The following is a 22,315-nucleotide window of genomic DNA, read 5'->3' as shown; positions in this document are numbered from 1 at the left end:
TATGCAACTATATATCTACAATCCAAACCGGGAGCTTACGGGTATTGTGGAGTCTTTTGAGTACCTGCGTTGGACACGGCGTTACTCTCAGTGTGGTTCATTTGAGCTAAAAGCCATTGCAACGCAGGAGAACACCGCGCTCTTAAAAGAAGGGAACATCATTTGGAAGAACGATGATGAGGAAGCTGGAATTATTGAGCATCTGGAATTGTCTCAATCCGAGCATGAAATTATCACTGCGAGCGGCCGCTTTGCTACCTCCTTCCTCGCCCGTCGTATTTTGTGGCAAACAGAGATACTTTCCGGAGATCTTTCTGACTGTGCCCTGCAGCTGATAAATAATAATCTCATCAACCCTACGGATGCAACCCGGCAGATTACTGGAATATCCTTCTCGTCTCCTAACTTTGGTATTCCTGTTAGTACCCAGATATCATATCGGAATCTGATGGATTCAGTAACGGAACTTTGCGTTGCTTCGGATATTGGCATTAAGACTGTGTTCACTCCTGCTACAGGTATTTTTACAGTGACGCTGTATAACGGAGCCAACTCTCAGGCGGTATTCTCTAAGGAGTACGAGAATCTGACTGAACAGATATATACAGAGAGTGTAGCGGATTACGCTAATACTGCACTCATCGGTGGTGAGGGTGAAGGCGCAGACCGTACATTTGTTGCCATCACAAGCGGTTCTGGGGAGACTCGCCGCGAAATCTTCGTGGATGCCAAAGACTTACGGGCTGAGGACTTTGGAACAGATTACGTCAATACTCTGACTTTTCGAGGTCAGAGTAAGCTGAATGAGCAGGCAATACGATATACGTTCGACACATCGGTCAATCCGCATAGCAACTTGACCTACAAGATAGACTTCGACCTTGGGCAGACCGTCAAAGTCATATCCAAGGCATGGGGCGTATCTATGACTACGCGAATCACCGAGATTGAAGAAACATATGACGCGGACGGGCAGAGTATCAGCGTAGTGTTTGGAAAGGCTGAGCTAACTATAGCGCAGAAAGTCCGATCCGACATGAGCGAGGTTAAAACAGCACTATTGGCCCCTACCGGCATATCAGAAGTTGCCGAAGCCCTAAGCGTCGTGGAAGGAACACTGGGTGACTTGACGCAGGTGGACCCGAAAATTCAGGGTGATGACGTCGCGGATACCTTCAACAACCTGTTTGGGAAACTTCCTGCACTCGAAATATTTGTAGGTGCGGGTACCATATCGGTGGGTCAGTATGCCTTATACAACATGGTACCGGGAGATACCTTGTATTTCACCTCGTATAGTGGTAACAAATTCAGCGACCAGCCAAGTGAAAATGGACACGTATTTTTAACAAAGCATAATGGGGATAACACGGGCTATGGCTATCAGCGAGCAATGGGTTTCTTTATCAGTAGGGACACTATGACGTTTTATGTAATTTCTGTTTTCGTATTCAATAACCTATCAGGGCAGGCGAACTGGCTCAACATCAATAATGAACCAATAACTACGACTAGGCTTGCAAACGGCGCAGTCACTGGCGTAAAGATCGCAGATCGTACAATTACCGCTTCTAAAATTTCATCTGCGTTTACTGACTACTCTACGACAGAACAAAACACAGGGCGTTTATGGATTGATGGTAAGACGATTTATCGAAAGCACGTGAATCTTGGGTCACTTACTAATACGACACCGAAAAGCGTAGCTCATGGCATATCAAACCTCAGCACTGTTGTCAGTTTAACAGGCTTTGCGACAAACGGAACCGTATTCTTACCGCTGCCACTTGCTCGTTACAACAACTTCGCCTCGCAAATCGGTCTGTATATGGATACAACCAATGTCGTTGTCGAACCCGGCAATGACCGGACAACATATACAGGTTATGTGGTTATAGAGTATACGAAAACTGTTTAATAAGGAGGAAAATAGTGTATGGAGAAAAGCGGATTTTTCAACTCATCGGATGGAGACAGAGTCTACGATGCAACGGACTTTGCGGCATATTTCGGAAGCCTCGTCTCCAACGGTGTTTTTTATATGGCAGCAACAAATCTACAGGTGTCGCCAGCAATTGGCTTGGCTGTGAATGTGGCTGCAGGAAGCGCATGGATTAACGGATACCGTTATGAGAATACAGATGTCTTAAATATACCACTGACAACTGCAAACGGAAGCAATCTCCGCATTGACCGGATTGTAGTCCGTTTAAGTCAGATCAGCCGTAGCATTCAACTTGCCGTTGTTACTGGTACTCCCGCTGCAACGCCTGTGGCCCCTGCGCTGACAAGAACCAGCGACGTCTACGAACTTGGTATCGCAGATGTGCTTGTACCTACAGCCGCTACATCAATAGTCGCAAACAACATTACTGACACCCGTCTGAATACCGACCTTTGTGGGTTGGTGAATTCGCTGGTTTCGGCGGTATATGAGTGAGGTGAATTTATATGGCAACTTATCAGGCAACTAATGCGTGTACATGGCGTAATGGTAGCTGGATCGCAGGTGTAACAGATTATGTTCGGCAAGGGGTTTATCCTGATGCTAACAATTATGAGAACGTGGGCGCTATGCTGTTTGACCTTGCCAGCATCCGGAATACTTACGCAAACTATTATCCAACATCGGCCAGCATTCACCTTGTCAGAATAGCTGCGGGTGACTGGGGCTCCGCCAGAACCATGACGCTGTATGCAGGAAATGCTTCTGGCATGCCAGCACCCAGTTCCAGCACCAGTGTGTCCGGGAGCAGGCCCACGAAGGTTACCTCAGGGTATAACTACACCGTTTCAGCCGGACAAGGCGCAAAGGATATCGCCATTTCTACCGCGCTAATAGATTCCATCGGTAGTGGTGCCAGCAACTGCCTATTCATGGATGCAGGCTCAAGCACCTTGAATTACATGGGCTTTGGCGCAAGGGATGACCTGAGCCAGATCGTTCTAACTATCAATTGGGCAAGTCGGACAACCGCTTGCAGCGCACCTACTTCCTGCTCAGTTAACGCGACCCTCTCAGAAGGTAATGTCACACTATCGTGGAGTGGTGCATCGGGCGGTATAAATAACTCAATATCCTCCTATGAGATACAATACAGCGATTCCTCCGACAATATCACATGGGGAGCATGGACAGCACTGACCACGGTAACCACAACTGCTACTAGCGGCAGCGCTTCTGTTGCGCCGCCTTCGACGCGAGGTAATTATCGTAGGTTTCAGGTGCGAACACGTGGTACTGCAGGAGCAAGCTATTATTCGGGCTGGAAGGTTTCGACGAATTCCGTCCGTAGAAATACGGTACCAAGTCCGGCAACCACTGCAGTCGCTTCTCCCTCAAACTATAGCGACGAAACCATTACGCTGACATGGAGCGGAGCTTCCGGTGGAACCAGTGCTATCAAGGGATATCAGATTGCAAGTAGGACATCAACGGATAACAGTACATGGAGTTCATGGAACGTCCTTACCACGCTGACTTTGTCGGCCAGTGGCGGTAGTTACAACCCAAATGTATCAAGAATTCCAGGAACATATACTCAATTCGGCATCTGGACGATAGATACTCTTGATGTGTATTCTTCAGAGGTTGTCAGTAACAGCATCTATTGCGATATCACTGCTTGTGTAGCGACGACCGCTTGCTCAGTAAGTGCAACGTTGGCCGAAGGAAACGTAACCCTTTCATGGAGCGGAGCATCCGGTGGTGCGGGAAATGCCATCACATCCTATGAGATACAATATAGTGATTCGACAGATAACAGCACATGGGGAGCCTGGACAGCACTGACTACGGTGTTCACTTCAGCGACAAGCGGCAGTGTAATCGTAAGTCCACCGACTACACGCGGGAATTATCGCCGATTCAGGGTAAGAACACGTGGCGCAGCTGGTGAGAGTTTCTACTCAGATTGGACTATTTCCAGCAACACAGTCCGCAGAAATACACTACCTACGCCACCGACTTCCTTTACCGCCGCTCCTGCCATTTATGAATCCAGCACCGTAACTCTTACGTGGAGCGGAACGATACCCGGAACCAGTGCTATCAAACAGTATGTCATTCAGCGTTCAACTTCAACGGACGGGATTAACTGGTCGGCATATGAGGCTCTGACAATCGTCGTTACAAGTACAACCTCTGGGACATATATAGCGAACGCTTCTCAGATAGCTGGAATGTATACCCGCTACCGTATCAGCGTAACCGATACATTGGATGCAGTTTCTGCCTATGTAGTCAGCGGCACAGTAAAGAAAAACAGTCCCCCGACTCCCCCAGCAATCATATGTCCCGTATCTGGCAGCTCCAGTTACAATACCGCCCCGCGTTTCATGATAACAACGGGTATTGAGCCGGACGGTCAGACGCAGATTGTAGAAGTAAAAATCGACGCGGGTATTTGGATTAACAGCGTAGATAACCCTGAGATGTTTTCCGTAAGCGGCTATCTGGGCAATGGAGCAAAAACTGTGTATCAATCCGTAGCGCTGGCCGCAGGCAACCATACTGTGACCGTCCGCTGCAGTGATAGTGATATTGAGTCGTCAAGTCCGGAGGTTGTACGCACTTTTACTGTATTGCCACCGCCATTTGAGACGATCACTGCGAACGAAACACATGTAAAGGCAATTCATATCCAGATGCTCCGAACTGCTGTAAATACAGTACGTAGCTATTACAATCTGTCTCAGGTGACTTGGAGTGAGGAGATTGTTGCTGGAAAGAGCACCATCAAAAACTGGCCTTTCCACATCACAGAGCTTAGAAAAGCCATCGAGTCGGTTATTACAATAGTGAACAGCTTTGATTCCTCGTCTACTTTTGATATCCCGCCCATAACATGGCTGCCCATTGGAACTGGGCGACCAAAAGCGGATGTGATGCAACAGATTCAAGACCTGATCTTGGAGCTTTAGACACAATACAACCAATAGCGCTCTCGTAATATGCGGGAGCGTTTTTCTATACACAAATTCATGAAACGGAGGTATTTCAAATGAAAGAGATTTGGAATTGGATACAACTAGCTTTTATGGCTGTCGGTGCTTTTCTCGGGTGTTTTCTCGGTGGGATGGACGGGTTCCTTTATGCGCTCATAGCATTTGTCGCCATAGATTATGTGACCGGAGTGCTCTGTGCCATTGTAGATAAAAAGCTGTCCAGTGAAATCGGCGCGATAGGCATCTTCAAAAAGGTGCTTATTTTTACATTGGTGGGTGTAGCGCATATCCTTGATACGCAGATACTGGGTAGTGCTGGGGACAATGGTGGTGTCCTTCGGACAGCAGTAATCTTCTTCTACTTGAGCAATGAGGGTGTATCTATTTTAGAGAATGCCGGACATATTGGGCTACCAATACCTGAAAAACTCAAGGAGGTTCTAAAACAGCTACATGGGCGTGATGATGAGCCCCCTAAGTCAGGTGATGGAATATGATTGATTTAACTAAAGCAGCAACAGTGTTCATCGGTAGACGAGGGGAACACTACTTTCGCCACCTTGAGTTTGACGTTTCCAGTTTGTTGGAGGGCACCTACCCCGGAGCTGCCCTAAATGCTATATATAAAAGACCCGATGGTATTGCATATCCTGTGATCACTACCTATGCAGATGGAGTCCTTACATGGTCGCCCAGCGCAACGGATACACTGCTGGTCGGTGTCGGTCAGCTGGAGATAAGGGCTACTTATGGCGATGTGGTTGGAAAAAGCGTTCGGATACTGACCATCGTCGAGGAGGCACTTGCAGACGGTATCGCTGAACCACCCGAGCCGCCAGCACAGGAATGGCTTAATCAAGTGCTTTCTGCCTTAGCTGAACTGGATATTGATGAGATAAATAATCTGCTAAATCTCACTTATAATCTGTTAAACACTACACACGACTTGGTCGAAGATACGCGCGACAATCTGTATATGCGGACTGGGGTTCTCCTGAACCATTCGCATCCGATAGAAACTGCCACAGCACCGGATATGATAAGCCGAAGAGCGGCCATCACATTTAATGGCATCACGAATGGCAACAACGTAGTAATCGGCACGGTAACATATACCTTTGTTACGGCTTTAGGTAGCCCTGCTGCAAACAATGTGCAAGTGTTAATCCAGGGCACCCTCCGCAATACCGTCAAGAAACTTGCCGAAGCTATAAGGGGTATCCAAGATGTAGCGAACATTGCTTATGGGTCAGGAACATCATCAAACCCGGCTTGCACAGCCTATTGGACGAGTCAAATTTTCTCCATTGGTGATGTTACCATTCCTTCTGGTGAGAGTCTATTCTTATTGGAAAGAACAGAAAATGCTACGACACCATTGACCCTTACCTCTACTGCAACAGCTACTATCAACGCATTCACCAGAGCAAGCTATTTGAGATATGTCTTGAGCGGTAATGCTACCGGCGCGGGCGGTATTAATAGTATCCGAGGACCTTTGCACACATTATTGCCCATTGGTAGTGTGGTTATAGGTGGACAGGGCGGATTGCTTTATCCGACGGCTTATGATTGTCATTTGGTTACCCTTTGCCGTCAATCGGATACAAGTGAAAAAGAACTAGACTTATATATCTCAAATGATGAAGTGAACTTTACCAGAATCTCACGCAGCACGCCTATCGGTGCTGATAGTTCAAACGCTGGGTTGCATATTCATATTCAAATGCGTCAAAGCCGAGTGCCTTCTGGATATGGGCTGTATATCAGTATGGGAAGTGATGGCACATCGGCGAGTGCTTTCTGCGATTTGAAGTTTACCTACCACCTATACCCTGTCAGTCTTGCAACAATAAACATTTGAATTAGAGGTGATTTTAATGAATTTACGCAAGTTAATACTTACCAATAATGCCTGCTTCAAAGCAGGCAAAACAATAATTCCCAAGGGCATCATGGTACACTCTACCGGGGCAGATAACCCATGGCTGAAGCGCTATGTCGGCCCGGATGACGGCTTACTCGGAAAGAACCAATACAACAATCATTGGAATCAAGAAAAGCCCGGCGGCCGTCAGGTTTGCGTTCATGCCTTCATCGGTAAGCTGGCAGATGGAACAATCGCCACATATCAGACTTTGCCGTGGAACCATCGAGGCTGGCACGCCGGAGGAAATGCAAACAACACACATGTAGGATTCGAGATTTGCGAGGACGGTCTTTCGGACAGCACCTATTTCAATAAGGTGTACCGGGAGGCCGTTGAACTATGTGTATATCTTTGCAAACTCTATGGCTTAACCGAAGAAAACATACTCTGCCATAGTGAAGGTTATAAACTGGGCATTGCCAGCAATCATGCCGATGTGATGCACTGGTTTTCGAAGCACAGAAAAAATATGGATATGTTCCGGGCAGAGGTGAAAGCTTTGCTCAGTACGCCCGCTTCGGATGATCCAACGCCATACACCGTCTACACCGTAGTCAAGGGAGATTCACTCTGGGCGATTGCTAAAAAGTATCTCGGTGACGGCTCCCGCTATAAGGACATTGTGACGCTGAATGGACTTAAAAGCAATGTCATCATTATCGGTCAGAAATTGAAAATTCCAAAATAAATAGCGTTAGAAGTATAAAAGCCTGCAAGAGTTCCTTAATTGGAATTTTTGCAGGCTTTTTTTTCGTTCATTCGGCTGATTTCTGTCCTGGGACTGTTAGAGGGTGTTGATTGATATGTTCCCTCGGAAAGAGGTCGAGAAAATGAAATTAACAAAATTAGAAGCCGTTGAATCCATAAAGTATGAAGCAGAAAAGCCTACAGAGGCTTCACTTAAAAATGAGCACGATTATTTGGTGGCAGAAAAACTTACAAAAAAGCTCTTAGAAAAGGGTCTTATTAGCCAGAGTGAATTTGACAAGATCATGGCCAAAAACCGCGAAACTTTCTCTCCGTTTTTAGCGGAGATTATGGTCTAAAAGACTTGATAAATAAGGCATTTAGAGTGATGTATAGTACTGTGAGAAAGGAGGTTGAGACAATGAAACGGATAACAAAGATTGAAGCAAACGAGAAACTGCAGAAAGCACCTAAAAAACTGCGTGTTGCTGCCTATGCTCGTGTTTCAACAGATAGCCGCGAACAACTCGTCAGTTTGGATGCTCAAAGAAGTCACTATGAGACCTGCATTAAGAGCAATCCAGACTGGGAGTATGTCGGGCTTTACTATGATGAAGGTATATCAGGTACAAGCATGGCCAAGCGTGATGGGCTTATCAAAATGCTTGATGATTGTGAAGCCGGTAAGATTGACTTTATTATTATCAAATCCATCAGCCGCTTTGCAAGAAATACAACAGAGTGCCTTGAAGCGGTTAGAAAGCTTATAAAGCTAAAAGTGTTCATTTACTTTGAGAAAGAAAATATCAACACCGGCGATATGGAGAATGAGTTGCTGCTCACGATTTTTAGCAGCTTAGCGGAAAGTGAGTCTATTTCCCTTTCGGAGAATGAAAAATGGTCCATTGAGAAGAGATTTCAAAACGGAACATACATTGTTGCCTCTCCGCCTTACGGGTACAAAAACGAAGATGGCTTGATGGTGATCAATGAAGATGAGGTTGATGTAGTAAGGTACATTTTTGCAGAATGTTTAGCTGGTAAAGGTGGTCATGTAATCGCTAGGGATCTTAATGATAAAGGAATCCCAACCAGGCGAAAAAGAGAATGGACTCCGGGCACAGTAAATGCAATTCTTCGAAATGAAAAGTACAAAGGTGATGTGCTTTTTCAAAAAACATTTACCGATGAGACTTTCGTTAGGCATATCAATAATGGTGAGAAGGCACAGTACTACGTTACTGAGCACCACGAAGCGATAATCAGTGTTGAGGATTTTGAAGCGGCGCAGGCCATGATTGACCAGCGCTCCAAAGACATGAAAATCAAGCAAGGCGATGCAAAGTATCAAAACCGCTATCCCTTTTCTGGAAAAATTGTTTGTGGAGAATGTGGTGCCACATGGAAAAGGAGAACTCATAGCGAATCGAAAGTAAAATATTACGCTTATGCTTGTAACACACATCTTAAGAAAAAAGACCAATGTAGCATGCAGTTTATACGCGAAAAAAGTTTTGAAGTGGCTTTTTTGAATATGATCAATAAGTTAGCATTTACTAAGAAGGTATTGTTGCAGCCGCTTATTGCAAGTCTTAAAGCCATTAACCAGGAAGCAGCAATCGCCCGAATTAATAAGTTGGAAGCGGCTCTTGAGGCTAATTTCAACAAAAGGCAGCAGCTCATGAATTTATTTACGAAGGAATATTTAGAGCCAGCCGTTTTTAACGATCAGAATTCAGGTCTTCTTGCTGAAGCTAAAAATTTAAGTGATGAAAAAGAAGCCCTATATGCTTCGGTGAATCATGAGTACGAGCATGTTGAAGCTTTGAATAAACTCATTAAGTATGTCAACAGCGCAAAGATTTTTACTGAATTTGATGCGGATGCATTTGAGGAGCATGTGGATTACATTATCGTGTTCAAAAGATATGAAATAGGTTTCGTATTAAAGTGTGGATTAACGCTAAGAGAAAGGTTGTGAGACTATGCCAATTCCATACGGATACAAAATTGAGAAAGGCAAAGCTGTTATAGATGAAGCTCAAGCCGAGCAGATTAGGATGATTTACAAAGGTTACCTTTCTGGACTCGCTTATGTCGCTGCGGCTGAAGCAGCTGGGCTTACGCTTTTCCATCCAGGTGTAAAGAAAATACTACAAAATAAACGCTACCTTGGTGATAAGTACTATCCTGCGATCATCGATCAGGAGACTTTTGATAGAGCTGAAGCAGAACGAATCAAACGTCAAAGAAGGCTTGGTAGAGTATTTGCGGATAAGCCGGTAGAGGAATGCAAGCCAGCGACAAAATTTACTATGCCGAAAGCAGGAAAGATATTCATTGACCCATTTAAGCAGGCGGAGTACATCTACAGCTTGATAGATAGTGAGGTGGAGGTATGATCTCCTTAGCGAGTAATGTAACTGTTATTCCAGCAAAGAAAACCATCGGGACACAGAAAGCAACCGACAAAAAGCAGAAAACCAGAGTCGCAGCATACTGTCGTGTCAGTACTGACAGCGATGAACAAGAAACCAGCTATGAAGCCCAGATCCAGCATTATACCTCATACATTGAAAGTCATCCGGACTGGGTACTGGCCGGAATTTATGCAGATGATGGCATCTCAGGAATGAATACGAAGAAGCGCGATGAGTTCCAGCGCATGATTAATGACTGCAACGATGGCAAGATAGATATGGTTATTACCAAGTCCATCAGCCGGTTTGCAAGGAATACGGTGGATTGTCTGAATTATACTAGAGCCCTTAAAAATAAGAACATTGGCGTCTACTTTGAAAAAGAAAATATCAATACGCTCGATGCCAAGGGTGAAGTGCTAATGACAATTATGGCTTCGCTTGCACAGCAAGAAAGTGAGTCATTGTCGGCCAACGTTCGTCTGGGCTTGCAGTTCCGATACCAACAAGGAAAAGTTCAGGTCAATCACAACTGGTTCCTTGGATATACCAAAGATGCAGATGGTCACCTCATCATTGATCCAGAGCAAGCCGAAGTCGTGAAGCGCATTTATAGAGAGTACCTTTCCGGTAAGAGCTTCTTACAGATAAAAAGGTCTCTTGAAGCTGACGGAATTCTAAACGGTGCTGGTAATGAAAAATGGCATGAAAGTAATATAAAGCAGATACTTACAAACGAGAAGTATATCGGAGACGCTTTGCTCCAGAAGACTTATACGGTGGATATTCTTGAAAAGAAGCGTGAAGCTAATAAGGGTCAGGTTCCTAAATATTATGTAGAGGACAGCCATGAAGCTATTATTCCAAAGGATATCTTCCTAAAGGTACAGGAGGAAATCGCACGACGCGCAAATCTTACTAAAGGCACCACAAAGCGCAAACGAATCTATAGTGGCCGTTACGCTTTATCTGGAATAGTTTTCTGCGCATACTGTGGCGATATCTTCCGCAGAATTAAATGGAACAATCGCGGGTGTAAGTCCACCGTTTGGCGCTGTGTCAGCAGGGTTGAAAAAGATGGCCCTGATTGCCCGGCAAGAACTGTTCACGAGAAATTGCTTCAGGAGGTAGTTATCAAGGCTATAAACGAAGCGTTCCGTGAAAAGGAAGCAATCCTGCCACTTTTGCGAGAAAATATCGAGAGTAGCCTTGAGGAAGTCACCTCAAATCAGATTGCAGCAATTGATGAACAAATGAAGTCAATGCAGCAGGAGCTAATGGCAACCGTTAATTCAAAGAATACCGGTGATGAGCTTGGTATGGAGATTAGAAGGCTGCGAGATGAGAAGCAGGCCCTTCAAAATGAGCAGGCATCCCAACAGGATCTGAAAAAGCGAATTGATGAGTTGATGCGTTTTCTTAACGACCTGCCTTGTGAGCTGATTGATTATGAAGAAGATTATGTGAGGACTCTCCTGGAAAAGATAACGGTTTACGACGACCACATCATAGTTGAATTTAAGTCCGGAATTGAAATCCAAATTGACGAATAACTAAGCAATGCTAAATCACCCGCAGCTCTTGTGTCAGAGTTGCGGGTTTCGTTGTTTATAAAACAATTAATGTGTAAATATTGTAAATTGAAACCAAATGGTTTACAATGTTCCTATTGAGGTTTGGAGGAATTATAATGAAAACTTCGGACATGATACGACAGCTTTGTGAACAAATGAACATGAGCGTTTCCGAATTAGCTAGGCGGTTAGGCCAGTCCCCACAGAACTTCGGGAAGAAGCTAAAGCGTGAGACTATTACATTAGAAGAACTTAAGGCTATAGCAGATGTGATGAATGTTAAGTTTGAGCAGACTTTCATTCTGCCCGATGGCAATGAAATAAAGACAGGAAATGAGTAAAGGAGGCGGCCTAACATGATGATTAGCCCAGAAGGATACTATGAAGAGCATCTTAAAGGAAAAAATAAAGAACAGATTATGACCGTTATACGTGGGCTTAAGCAAGAAATAGGTCGTCTTAAAAATACAATGGAAAGCCCCGACTATGGCGTAAAACCTATTATGCATCCGAGTGAAGATACACGCCTTCACTGGACTCGTGAATATTTGGAAAGAGCCAAGCAAGCCTATGCTGAAGCTGGTGGAGCTTATACCTTATCAAAGTCAGAAGAAAAGGTTGCTGACTTTGATGCCAATATGGATGCCGTCTGCAAGATTACCTTTAGCATTGGCGGTTTCTTTGGTGGCTACCGTAGTTATGTTGTAGTACTATCAGATGGATTGGAAGCCTATACAAAATTATGGGAGGATGAAGAACCACTCTCATTGTTGGATGGTGATAACGAGGAGCCATTTACAAAGGACACTTTTATAGCCGCACTTAGGGAGTTTCACATCGGTGAATGGCGCAGAAGATATTCAACTAAGCGCTTCGGATACACGGTGTGTGATGGTACACAGTGGGAGTTGGAATTTGAATATAGCGATGGCCATAAACCGGTAAGATTTGATGGCGATAACTCATACCCGTATAACTTCGATAAGTTGCAGATGTTATTTGGTATTGATGTTACTGAGGAGGACGACGAGGATGAGTAAATTTGATATTTTGACAAAATACATACCTATAATCCAGGCGGATGGCATCGGAGAATGGGTTGTTGATAAAGAAAACGATGGAACACCGGAACATCCGATACAGATGCCTTTTGTAGATTATTCCGAAATGGTACATAACTTTATCGATGATGTTTATGCCTTTGAAGAAAGCAATAAAGATATGGAACTTACCCGTTATGGAGAAATTCTCAAAGATAACGGACTTGAATGGGATTCAGAATCTATGGAAAATGCTGATGTTTCAAACTTGAACGCACAGTGTGTTCTTGTACTGATTATGGGTGCAGTAAGAGCTGAGCGTTTTTGCGATGGTGCATTATTAGATTTCTTCAAGAGTGGCTGCATATTGAAGTGGCTTGAAAGATTAAACAGTATTGAGTAAAGGAGGTTTGACTTTGGATATTAACAAAATGAAAGCTCTACCGTATGATGAACTGCGTGCTTTATATAAGAACTTCCTGCATAGCCAGAACATTTCAACAGCAACAATCAATACTGCTTATGTGGACACCTTCTACCTTTGGAGGAAAGGAAGCAAAGATCTGTTCTGGAATGCGGTGAACGCTAATGATTTTGAGACTGAAGCAAAGAATGCATTGATAAAAGCTCTTTCTGAGAACTCGACCGGTAATGTCAATTCACTTGTTAGTGGTTACTTGTCTCATCTAAGAAGGTTCCGCTTGTTTCTATCGTCGGATGAAACCATTGTTCCGGTTGAATATAAACGAAAAACCACAGTAAAAGTAAACCCAACACAGACGAGCCGTGAAATAATAATTAATAAAATGTATGTTGGAGCATATTTGTCAGAGGGCGATAATATAGGTCATGAAATCATAAATCTCTATAAGGCAGATGATGGAAAAAACTATATTTATCTCAATTCACAAGGAACAATAGAATTATCTCATGGAGAAAATAGAATAACTGTTTTGTTGGTACGAAAATTTGCCTCGAAAACATATAAAGTATTAGCCAAGGCAGAGGGTGTTACGATTCTTGATTTTGCAGACAGCAAACTCCCACGAGAAGAGAGATATAAAGGACAAGTTGCATTAGGATTGACCTATGGCGGTATTAGTCTTGTAGATTTATTTAATGAAAACTCATATCACGGCAGTCTTCAAGAAGAAAAGAATGCTTATACTACCTTTGTTGCAGATAAGGTTATCAAGCCCAAAAATCAGATATATATTACAGACGATGCATCTGTAAGTGGTGACAACACTTTTTTCGTCCGAACTAATAAAGGATTTGGCAAACAAACATTAAGGGAATTCTACAACGAAAATGAAAAGCCGGATTCTTTCGCTGATTTGAATCAGATAATTGAGAACAGAGAGTTGTGGGAAGATGCAAATACTACACAAGCAATTTCTGAATTGCCGGAACTTCAAAAAGATCCGTATTTTAATTTCCTAAAAATAATCAGGCAGGAAGACAATGAACTCGCTTTTTCAAATATGTTTGCTTACTTTTTTGATATAAACAGAGAAGCTTTTTCTCGTTTTGCAAGAGAGGTTCTACATATAGAGGTACAAACAGATTTTACTATTGAGAGAGAAAAGAGAAACATTGACCTACTTATTTCTGACAGAAATAATGCCATTGTAATAGAAAATAAAATCAAATCGAGCATCAACGGTATTGATGACCGACATGATATCTACAGTGACCAAGTACAGTCACAGCTAAAAAAATACTATCAATTTGTTACATCTGATGATGAGTATCGCAATAAAACAGCGAGCTGCTTTATTTTTTCACCTAATTACAATCGCATTGACCTAAGTAAGTTTTCGTTCGGTGAAAAATATACTATTGTTTATTACAGAGAAATCTATAATTTCTTTGTTGAAAACAGAAGCCTGTATGATGGGGTGTTTTACTTTGATGATTTCATTAATGCAATGTATAAGCACACCAAGGACTACGATAATGATTTAGAGGAAGAAATGCAAAGAAGATTTCAAAATACTATTTGCAATGCGAAAAAGGGGTATGGGGGCCAACAATTATGAAGATACATTATTTCCAAAGATACCATGAGAAAGAAAATGTAGCTACAGCTAATACAATGCTGTTGTTATCTCGTTTATATCAATATTCTTCTGATAAATTCTTTCGGTTTTTGAAATCCGAGTTCTTTTCTGACGCCTTTGAACCAGAGATTGTTTTCAATCTTCAGGAAAAAAGTGTGGAGAGTATTCCGGATGCTACTATCACACAGGAGAGCTTTAAAATTGTTGTTGAGACTAAAATGTCTGATTGGTTCTATACAGATCAGCTGCTGCGCCATTTGAAGTCTTTCGGTGATGAAAAATATAAGGTGATGATTACTTTAGCACCGGAGTTGATGAATCCAGAAAAGAAGAAAGAATTCGAAGAGCATCTGAAGGAATACAACGCCACACAGACGTATCCGGTAATGCACGTTAATACTGTATTCGAACGGATTGTTGATGCAATACGTGATGTTATTGATGACAGAGATTATGAAATGCAGGAGGTTTTGGACGATTATCTAAATTACTGCTATAACGATAAGCTCATCATTGTTTCGGATTCATGGAAGCGCATGAGAGTGCAACTGGCAGGTACCACATTTAATTTTAATGTTAGTGAAAATCTTTACTATGACAATATTGAACGTGGCTTTAGCGCACACGATTATCTTGGGCTGTATAAAGAAAAAAGCGTAAGGGCCATTGGGAAAATTAAAGCAATTATTACAGCAGTCACTACGGAAGCCGGTATTGAGTATAAAGCTGAACTTGGAGAACTTACTGACGATAGGAAGCAACAAATATGCAAGGCAATAGAAGATGGAAAGAACTATGGATATGTGATGACCGGTGAAAGATATTTCTTTGTTGATAAATTTTACGAGACAGACTTTAAGAAGATAACACCTAGAGCGCCTATGGGTACGAGGGTGTTTGATTTGACACAAGTTCTGGAGACAGAGCAATTACCCGAAACTGAAGGAATTGCTGAACTTCTTAAGACTAAGACATGGGGTTAATTATTGGAGGGAACGGATATGTATTTGGGTTCATTGGAAGAACGCCGAGCAAGAGGCAATGAAATAAAACTTGTAACTGCTGCTTTGTATGAAGCAAAAGTTAAGGACGAAGAAATTCTGCGAGTATTGATGAAGGTATGTGATGCAGATAGAGAGGAAGCAACTAATGCGTTTCGTAATGAAAAGTTCATGTTGTTCCCTTGTAGAGAATTGTATCAATACCTGATTCTTGAAAAAGGCTTTGAAGAACATGACGCTGATGTGTTTGTACACAATAAAGCTAAACGTGCATTGGCTGACAACAGAGAGCTAAGTAAATTATCACCAGCTAAATTGTTTGACGCTATTAATAAAGCTAATAAATAGTGGAGGAAGAGAAAGAGTTTGAGGTATTCATATGCTTACAATTGAGGAATACATAGCCCGAAGGAAAAAAGAAGATAAGCTCAATGAGTTTGACCTTGATGCACGTACTCAAAACATGAAAATTTGTGTTGATTATGTATTTGAGTACTTTAATAACTATCTGAATACTACAGAAGCTGATGAAAAAACTGTCCTACATAATGAAAAGCTGGAGAAGTATCATAAGCAGCTTAGAGAGTATGAACCTGAAGTTAGGGAATGGGCGGTTGGTATTTATAATGAATATGGGAAGCAAATACATAAATACGTTGGAAAGATTATAAAAGAGAATGAGTTTTTCTTTCTTTATAATGCTGATAGTGAATTTAGAAATGCTTCATATGATTGCTATTCACAGCTCATTAAAAGGTTACCGTTTCTTAAGGATCAGACAGAGATGCTTTTTCTTCTTATAAAAGACTATCATAGGGTAGAAAGCGAGCAAAGGTTTAATTTCGGAATACCATCAATATCAGAAGAAATAACTGATTGGGTTGATAAAACCTGGGCAAAACATCAGGTTAATCTTCTTGCTTTTGCTTACGATTGGATAAACAGTTTTTATGATAATGAGGATATTTGGCCTTCAACTCATAGAAAAAAGAGCCAGTATACATGGAGAAAGTATGATTATGATTACCGGCAAAAAAGTAATCTTTTCAATCTGGATTCTCTGTATAGAAAGATGCCCAAAAAATCCTTCACAAAAGGCAGAAAGCAGGAATTTGAGATTTTATTTATGTACTATTGGATACATGACATGGAAGGCGATAATGATTATTGGCAGGAGTATTTAGAGGCTGTGTTGCCTGGTTTAAAAAAGACTTTATAATGAAAGATGGAGGTTAAGAATATGAAGATTGACAATGAATGTTGCTGTGGGTACAATACACAAAAAATAGAACAAACTAAGGATAATTGTCCAGCATGCAGTAATGAAGGAGTTTCCGTTAGCAAGGTGACCGTAGAACACTTAGTTTCAGACAATTATCGCAATACCGTTGAGGGAGACCAGTATAAGATTTGCATGAATGAAGATTGTAATGTTGTCTACTATAACGTGGATAATGGAATCAAATTTCTAAAAGATCAAGTTAGAGTTCCTATCTGGTTTAAAAAAGATGCAAATCCTAAGTATGCATGCTATTGTAGTAAAGTTACGGAGGAACAAGTAATTGAGGCTGTAATTAAACACGGTGCAAAAACAGTAAAAGAAGTGAATGCTATAACAGGGGCTATGAAAGATTCTAATTGTAAAGAAAACAATCCACTGGGGTTATGTTGCCATAAGATTATACAGGAAGCCATTGATAAGGGCTTAACCATGAAATGATTTGAGTTGATATGTTTCCACGAAAAGATAAACCGTTGATATATTTCCACATACCTCTAAAACGCTTAAAATCGGTTGACCTGTTCCCACGCACGTATGGTACAAAAATTTGACTTAAGACATTAGTTGGAGTGTCTCGGCCCACGTTGAGTGTGTGGCATTGATAGAGAAGAAATAAATAAAAGAGAATCAAAACTCTTATAAATAAAGGATTTCTGAGATTGAAGGTAACTCTGACAGTTGTGTGATGGGGTGCGTATGATTCAGAAACCCTTATTTTTATTTTGAAGAGAAATATTATAAGTATTAGTATATCTTAAAATCTCATGGATGTGATTAAACCTCTAAATGGAGGGTAAAATGAAGGTGTAGCTACTTATGTTATCCAATACAGGTATCACTAGTTTTAGTGCTAAACATGCAAAAAACAGTAGATTACTTTTACTACTCCCATTTATAGTAAGTTGGAGAAAAATGTGATAAAATGATAAATGGTTATCTTATGATTACTGTTAGTAAGAAATTTGTTGAATACTTTAGAACAAAGGATAATTACTACAAACTCAAGACATTAAATATAGGTGATGTTTAAGAATAGTGTTGGAATCTACAACTACTCATTATTGTAATGGTGTGATTTCTATGACTTAAAATTATTAAACTGAAAATAATCCATGAAAATTAGCATTTTCAGTAGTTTCAAAATAAGGTGGTTCTTTAACATAGCCTAAATATAAAAACGGGGTGCAAAATAAAATGAAAAAAATAACGGTATTAATACCTGCTTATAATGAGCAGGAGGTACTTGGACAGTTATATAAAAGAGTTTCTCAAGTTATTGATTCAATTTCAAATTATGAATTTGAAATGCTGTTTGTTAATGATGGAAGTAAAGATGCAACGTTAAGCATAATTCAACAGTTAAGACAAGAGGATAAAAGAGTGTCATACGTTGACTTATCCAGAAATTTCGGCAAGGAAATTGCAATGATAGCTGGATTGGATTATTGTAATGGAGATGCGGTAATAATAATAGATGCTGATTTACAGGATCCACCAGAACTTATTCCTGAAATGATAAGTTACTGGGAGAATGGGTATGATGACGTATTTGCCAAAAGAAAAAGCCGTGAAGGAGAATCATGGATGAAGAAGTGGACATCAAAGGCTTTTTATGATGTTCTGCAGAAATTAACCAGAATCCCAATACAGAAGGATACAGGAGATTTTAGGCTTTTAGACAGGCGTTGTATTGAAGCCCTTAAAAAGTTCAGAGAAGCGCAGAGATATACAAAAGGAATGTTCAGCTGGATCGGATATAACAAGAAAGAAATATTATTTGACAGGGATCCAAGAGCAGCTGGAAATACAAAATGGAATTACGCTAAGCTCATTGACCTGGCAATAGAAGGGATTACATCCTTTACTATAGCCCCCCTAAGATTATCAAGTTGTTTTGGAATAATCGTTTCTATTCTTTCATTTATGTATATTGTTTTTATAATAGCTAAAACATTAATATTTGGAGAGAAGGTTCAGGGATATCCTTCAATGATGGTTGTATTGTTGTTTTTGGGAGGTGTTCAGTTAATATGCATGGGCATAATAGGTGAATACATCGGACGTATATTTAATGAGACAAAACAAAGACCTTTATATTTTGTAAATGAGTTTAACGGGGAAAAAGAAAAAAATAATAGATAGGATGAATCAGAAGAATGGGTATGAAGTTAAAAGAGTACAAAGAACTTCTTTTAAAATATGGAACGGGAGAAAAAATGCTGTATTTAATTTTTGGTGTACTGACAACCTTGGTTAATATAGCATCTTATTGGGTTTTTACAAAGATCTTAAAATTAGACTACATGTCAGCATCGGTAATAGCATGGATAATTGCTGTTATCTTTGCATATGTAACAAATAAGATATATGTATTCAACAGCAGAAACTTCAATGCAGCAGTTATTTTTAAAGAAGCGGTGTCTTTTTTTGCATTCAGGTTTTTATCATTACTGATTGATTTATTAACCATGTTTATATTGGTAGAAAAGATGCAGATTAATGATATGTATGCAAAAGTTGCGGCCAATGTTATTGTTATTATTATGAATTACTTTTCAAGTAAGTTGTTTGTTTTTAAAAAGAAGAATCATGCATCTTCTGAGGTGGATAAAAAGGCTGACAAGCATATAACTTTTTCTGCAGTAATGAAGAACTCAGTTGCGGTATTACTTTTGCTGATTTTTTCTGTATGCTGCCATTTTTATGTGATTCACAGTGGAAGTTTATTTGGAAAGTCAGGCACTGATAGCACACTGCAATTTATGTATTTTGTACCATTTATTCAAAAACAATTCCTTTCAGGACAGCCTTTCTGGTCCTGGGTTTATGGGCTCGGAGGGGATGTTTTCGGCGGGTTTAGCTACTATTATACTACAAGTCCGTTTTTTTATCTTATGCTTTTATTGAGAAAGCTTGGAATCGGAACATGGACATTGGAGGATACTCTTAGATGGAAACTAGTATTCAGTATTTTAAAGCAATTTTTAAGTATGTTATTTTTATATGTGTTATTAAAATATGAGAAAAGAAAGACATATTCTTCTCTTATTGGTGCTGCCATATACGGTGGCTGTATTAATTTTATATGGTTTTCTCTTTTCAATGATTTTATGGCAGATGCATACATATGGCTTCCACTCACAGTATTGGGGTGGAGAATATATAAGAGAAGCAGTAACTGGGTTCCTTTTGTCATAAGTGCTGCATTAACTGTTGCAAACAGTTTTTATTTCGGATTTATCAGTTTTGTTTTTTATATTATTTTTATTATTGTATTTATGGATGTTGAAGGGACGAAATTAAAAGACAAGATATGTTCATTTTTCGGACAAATTTCAAAATATGCGATATTTGCAGTCATTGCACTGGGACTTTCAGCAGTGGCATTCTTACCTTCAGTCTTGGCCTTTTTAAAAGTGGATCGTTTTTCAAATTCAGCAATCATACCTATGTTTTATGACAGAAGTTATATTTTACAACTTCCTGAAAAGTTCTTTTATTATTTTAGTACATTAGGATTTCCAATGATTGTTCTGATTGTTTTTGCATTACCGTGGAGAAGGCTTTCTAAGGTTGCTAGAAAAAAAACAATTCTAGCTGGAATTTTCTTTGTTTTATATTTAATTCCGTATACAGGAAGTTTTTTTAATGGTTTATCATATTCTGTGGACAGGTGGTTCTATTTATTGATATTTTCAATAGCATATGCAGTTCCGGATTGGTTAGAGGAGAATGACAGACTAAAAAGTGCAGGTTTAAAATTTATTTCTATTTCTTTTGCATTAATATTATACTTTTACTATACAAAAGCCTCGCGAGGTTTAAATTATACAATTGAAAATGTAAAATTAACTAGCATTATAAACAGATTAATACTAGTTTCAGGATTAATATCTATTTTAGCAGTAATCTTAAAAAGATATATTTCACATCGTTTTATAAAAAATATATTAAGCTGTATTATAGTTTTTGCAGTAGGAATATCCCTTATTTGTAATATAAATAGTTATTTATACATTGTTCAGCCTGATATGTCTAAAGAAAAAATTGAAAATTATTTCATGCACGGCAATGAAGAGGAACAAGTATTTAATGAGTTAGCCCCATCAAACAGTGAATTTTTTAGGACTATAACTAGTTCGCCTTTTGAAAATTCACCATTAAGTCAGAATTATTACGGCACAAGTGCCTATAATAGTATGGTTGATGGAAATCTTCATAAATGGTTAAAGGTTAATGAAGATGTTTTAAATCATTATGTTGCTCCAAATATATATGCAAATTTCGATGACCGCTTGTTTTTGGAAACTGCCTTTGGAGTGAAGTATTTAGTCAGGGACAAAAATGATCCGTATGTACCAGCTTATGGATATGTGCTTAAGAAGGAAACTGATAAATATAAAGTGTATGAAAGTACCAATAATGTGGGTTTTGACTTATGGTATACAAACACTGTAGATGTACAGAGTAATAATAAAATGAATTTTGCGGAAAAGGATGCATTGCTTCTTCAGGAAGCAGTTGTTGATAAAAGTGTACCTGGTCTTAGCAGCGGTGCAATTGATGATGTAACAACAGAGCTTTCACTAGCATGGGGAAGAGCAGTTACTGAAAATATGGAGTATAAAGACGGAACATTAACAGCTGGAAAGAATGCATCTATTAGTATTCCTATAAACAATACACAAAAAGGAGATAAGGGTGAAATTCTTTTTTCAATGAATATTAAGCCTGCAAACGGGCAGATGATTAATTTAAATGTTAACGGAAAATCCACACTTAAGATGGAAGAAACTTATCCTTATATATATCCACTTAATACATTTACGTTCAGACTTGACGGCAATACTAAAATATTAAAAATAAATATCTCTGAGGGCAAATTCACAATAGATAATGCTCATGCCTGGTTTAATTCATACAAGCATTATGAAAACTGGATAAATGCACGAAATAAATATAATCTAGAAAACCTGCATATAAATGGTGGAGATATTAAGGCAACTATTAAAAATGATGAAAAAGGGATTATTGCCCTTAGTATACCTTACAGCAAAGGGTGGTCAGCAAAGGTTGATGGGAAAAAACAAGATTTAATTAAGGTGAATGGTGTTTTCACAGGATTAGTACTAGAGCCTGGAGCTCATAGAATTGAACTGACATATATTACGCCAGGTTTAATTCCAGGAGCATGTATAAGTATTACTTTTTTAATAGGTATAATTATGTTCCATATTTTAAAGAAAAATTTTTCAAAGTAAAAGTTGTCAGGACAATCGTAAAATAGAGCTTAAAGATTTTCAAGGATAATAAAAATAAAACCCCTCTTTAGTAGATATGATAGATTCATCTCTCCTAAGAGGGGGTTCTA

The 22,315-nt window shown here is 40.0% G+C and carries 20 protein-coding genes; all 20 read left to right on the top strand.

The annotated features are described in order from the left end of the window. Window position 1 precedes the first annotated feature (1 nt). The 20 genes from PTZ02_RS15005 (at window position 2) to PTZ02_RS14910 (ending at window position 22,205) form a co-directional block, all read left to right on the top strand. The gene (locus tag PTZ02_RS15005) at window positions 2–1,918 is read left to right on the top strand and encodes a siphovirus ReqiPepy6 Gp37-like family protein (protein ID WP_274228613.1); all 1,917 of its coding nucleotides are present in this window, start codon (window positions 2–4) and stop codon (window positions 1,916–1,918) included. 18 nt (window positions 1,919–1,936) lie between these two features. Continuing rightward, the gene (locus PTZ02_RS15000; protein WP_274228612.1) at window positions 1,937–2,440 is read left to right on the top strand and encodes a hypothetical protein; all 504 of its coding nucleotides are present in this window, start codon (window positions 1,937–1,939) and stop codon (window positions 2,438–2,440) included. A gap of 11 nt (window positions 2,441–2,451) precedes the next feature. Further along, window positions 2,452–4,923, top strand: a complete 2,472-nt coding sequence (locus tag PTZ02_RS14995) for a hypothetical protein (RefSeq protein WP_274228611.1) — start codon at window positions 2,452–2,454, stop codon at window positions 4,921–4,923. Between the two features lie 80 nt (window positions 4,924–5,003). Then, entirely contained in the window at window positions 5,004–5,444 is a 441-nt protein-coding gene (locus tag PTZ02_RS14990; protein WP_274228610.1) for a phage holin family protein, read from the top strand. After that, the gene (locus PTZ02_RS14985) at window positions 5,441–6,811 is read left to right on the top strand and encodes a hypothetical protein (RefSeq protein WP_274228609.1); all 1,371 of its coding nucleotides are present in this window, start codon (window positions 5,441–5,443) and stop codon (window positions 6,809–6,811) included. Before PTZ02_RS14990 ends, PTZ02_RS14985 begins: the two co-directional genes overlap by 4 nt. Before the next feature lie 16 nt (window positions 6,812–6,827). Further along, window positions 6,828–7,565: an N-acetylmuramoyl-L-alanine amidase gene (locus PTZ02_RS14980; protein WP_274228608.1), complete on the top strand. Its 738-nt coding sequence runs from the start codon at window positions 6,828–6,830 to the stop codon at window positions 7,563–7,565. A gap of 142 nt (window positions 7,566–7,707) precedes the next feature. Then, window positions 7,708–7,923, top strand: a complete 216-nt coding sequence (locus tag PTZ02_RS14975) for an SHOCT domain-containing protein (protein ID WP_274228607.1) — start codon at window positions 7,708–7,710, stop codon at window positions 7,921–7,923. 62 nt (window positions 7,924–7,985) lie between these two features. Further along, on the top strand, window positions 7,986–9,545 hold the full coding sequence (locus tag PTZ02_RS14970) for a recombinase family protein (protein WP_274228606.1): 1,560 nt from the start codon (window positions 7,986–7,988) through the stop codon (window positions 9,543–9,545). A gap of 4 nt (window positions 9,546–9,549) precedes the next feature. Then, a complete protein-coding gene (locus PTZ02_RS14965; protein WP_274228605.1) occupies window positions 9,550–9,966 on the top strand; it encodes a recombinase in 417 nt (138 codons plus the stop codon). Then, a complete protein-coding gene (locus PTZ02_RS14960) occupies window positions 9,963–11,537 on the top strand; it encodes a recombinase family protein (RefSeq protein WP_274228604.1) in 1,575 nt (524 codons plus the stop codon). The genes PTZ02_RS14965 and PTZ02_RS14960 overlap by 4 nt, the downstream gene beginning before the upstream one ends. 137 nt (window positions 11,538–11,674) lie before the next feature. Next, window positions 11,675–11,899, top strand: a complete 225-nt coding sequence (locus PTZ02_RS14955) for a helix-turn-helix domain-containing protein (protein WP_163190774.1) — start codon at window positions 11,675–11,677, stop codon at window positions 11,897–11,899. 15 nt (window positions 11,900–11,914) lie between these two features. Continuing rightward, entirely contained in the window at window positions 11,915–12,598 is a 684-nt protein-coding gene (locus PTZ02_RS14950; protein ID WP_274228603.1) for a hypothetical protein, read from the top strand. Continuing rightward, complete coding sequence (locus tag PTZ02_RS14945) at window positions 12,591–13,001, top strand: DUF6508 domain-containing protein (RefSeq protein ID WP_274228602.1); 411 nt, start codon at window positions 12,591–12,593, stop codon at window positions 12,999–13,001. The genes PTZ02_RS14950 and PTZ02_RS14945 overlap by 8 nt, the downstream gene beginning before the upstream one ends. A 13-nt stretch (window positions 13,002–13,014) precedes the next feature. Beyond that, on the top strand, window positions 13,015–14,640 hold the full coding sequence (locus PTZ02_RS14940) for a PD-(D/E)XK nuclease family protein (protein ID WP_274228601.1): 1,626 nt from the start codon (window positions 13,015–13,017) through the stop codon (window positions 14,638–14,640). Further along, window positions 14,637–15,644: a hypothetical protein gene (locus tag PTZ02_RS14935; RefSeq protein WP_274228600.1), complete on the top strand. Its 1,008-nt coding sequence runs from the start codon at window positions 14,637–14,639 to the stop codon at window positions 15,642–15,644. Before PTZ02_RS14940 ends, PTZ02_RS14935 begins: the two co-directional genes overlap by 4 nt. A gap of 18 nt (window positions 15,645–15,662) precedes the next feature. After that, entirely contained in the window at window positions 15,663–16,010 is a 348-nt protein-coding gene (locus PTZ02_RS14930) for a hypothetical protein (protein ID WP_274228599.1), read from the top strand. Window positions 16,011–16,041: 31 nt separating this feature from the next. After that, the gene (locus tag PTZ02_RS14925; RefSeq protein WP_274228598.1) at window positions 16,042–16,881 is read left to right on the top strand and encodes a hypothetical protein; all 840 of its coding nucleotides are present in this window, start codon (window positions 16,042–16,044) and stop codon (window positions 16,879–16,881) included. Between the two features lie 6 nt (window positions 16,882–16,887). Continuing rightward, the gene (locus PTZ02_RS14920) at window positions 16,888–17,382 is read left to right on the top strand and encodes a Csac_0668 family 2Fe-2S cluster-binding (seleno)protein (protein WP_443112627.1); all 495 of its coding nucleotides are present in this window, start codon (window positions 16,888–16,890) and stop codon (window positions 17,380–17,382) included. A 756-nt stretch (window positions 17,383–18,138) separates the two neighbouring features. Further along, on the top strand, window positions 18,139–19,086 hold the full coding sequence (locus tag PTZ02_RS14915; RefSeq protein ID WP_274228596.1) for a glycosyltransferase family 2 protein: 948 nt from the start codon (window positions 18,139–18,141) through the stop codon (window positions 19,084–19,086). Window positions 19,087–19,106: 20 nt separating this feature from the next. Further along, window positions 19,107–22,205 (top strand): GtrA family protein, encoded by a 3,099-nt coding sequence (locus tag PTZ02_RS14910; RefSeq protein WP_274228595.1) that lies wholly within the window; start codon window positions 19,107–19,109, stop codon window positions 22,203–22,205. The last annotated feature ends 110 nt before the right edge of the window (window positions 22,206–22,315 follow it).

Origin of the sequence: Clostridium sp. 'White wine YQ' (assembly GCF_028728205.1) — a bacterium.
Classification (GTDB): domain Bacteria; phylum Bacillota; class Clostridia; order Clostridiales; family Clostridiaceae; genus Clostridium_T.
The sequence above is the reverse complement of the archived record's forward strand: the minus strand, read 5'-3'. Positions and strand labels throughout refer to the sequence as shown.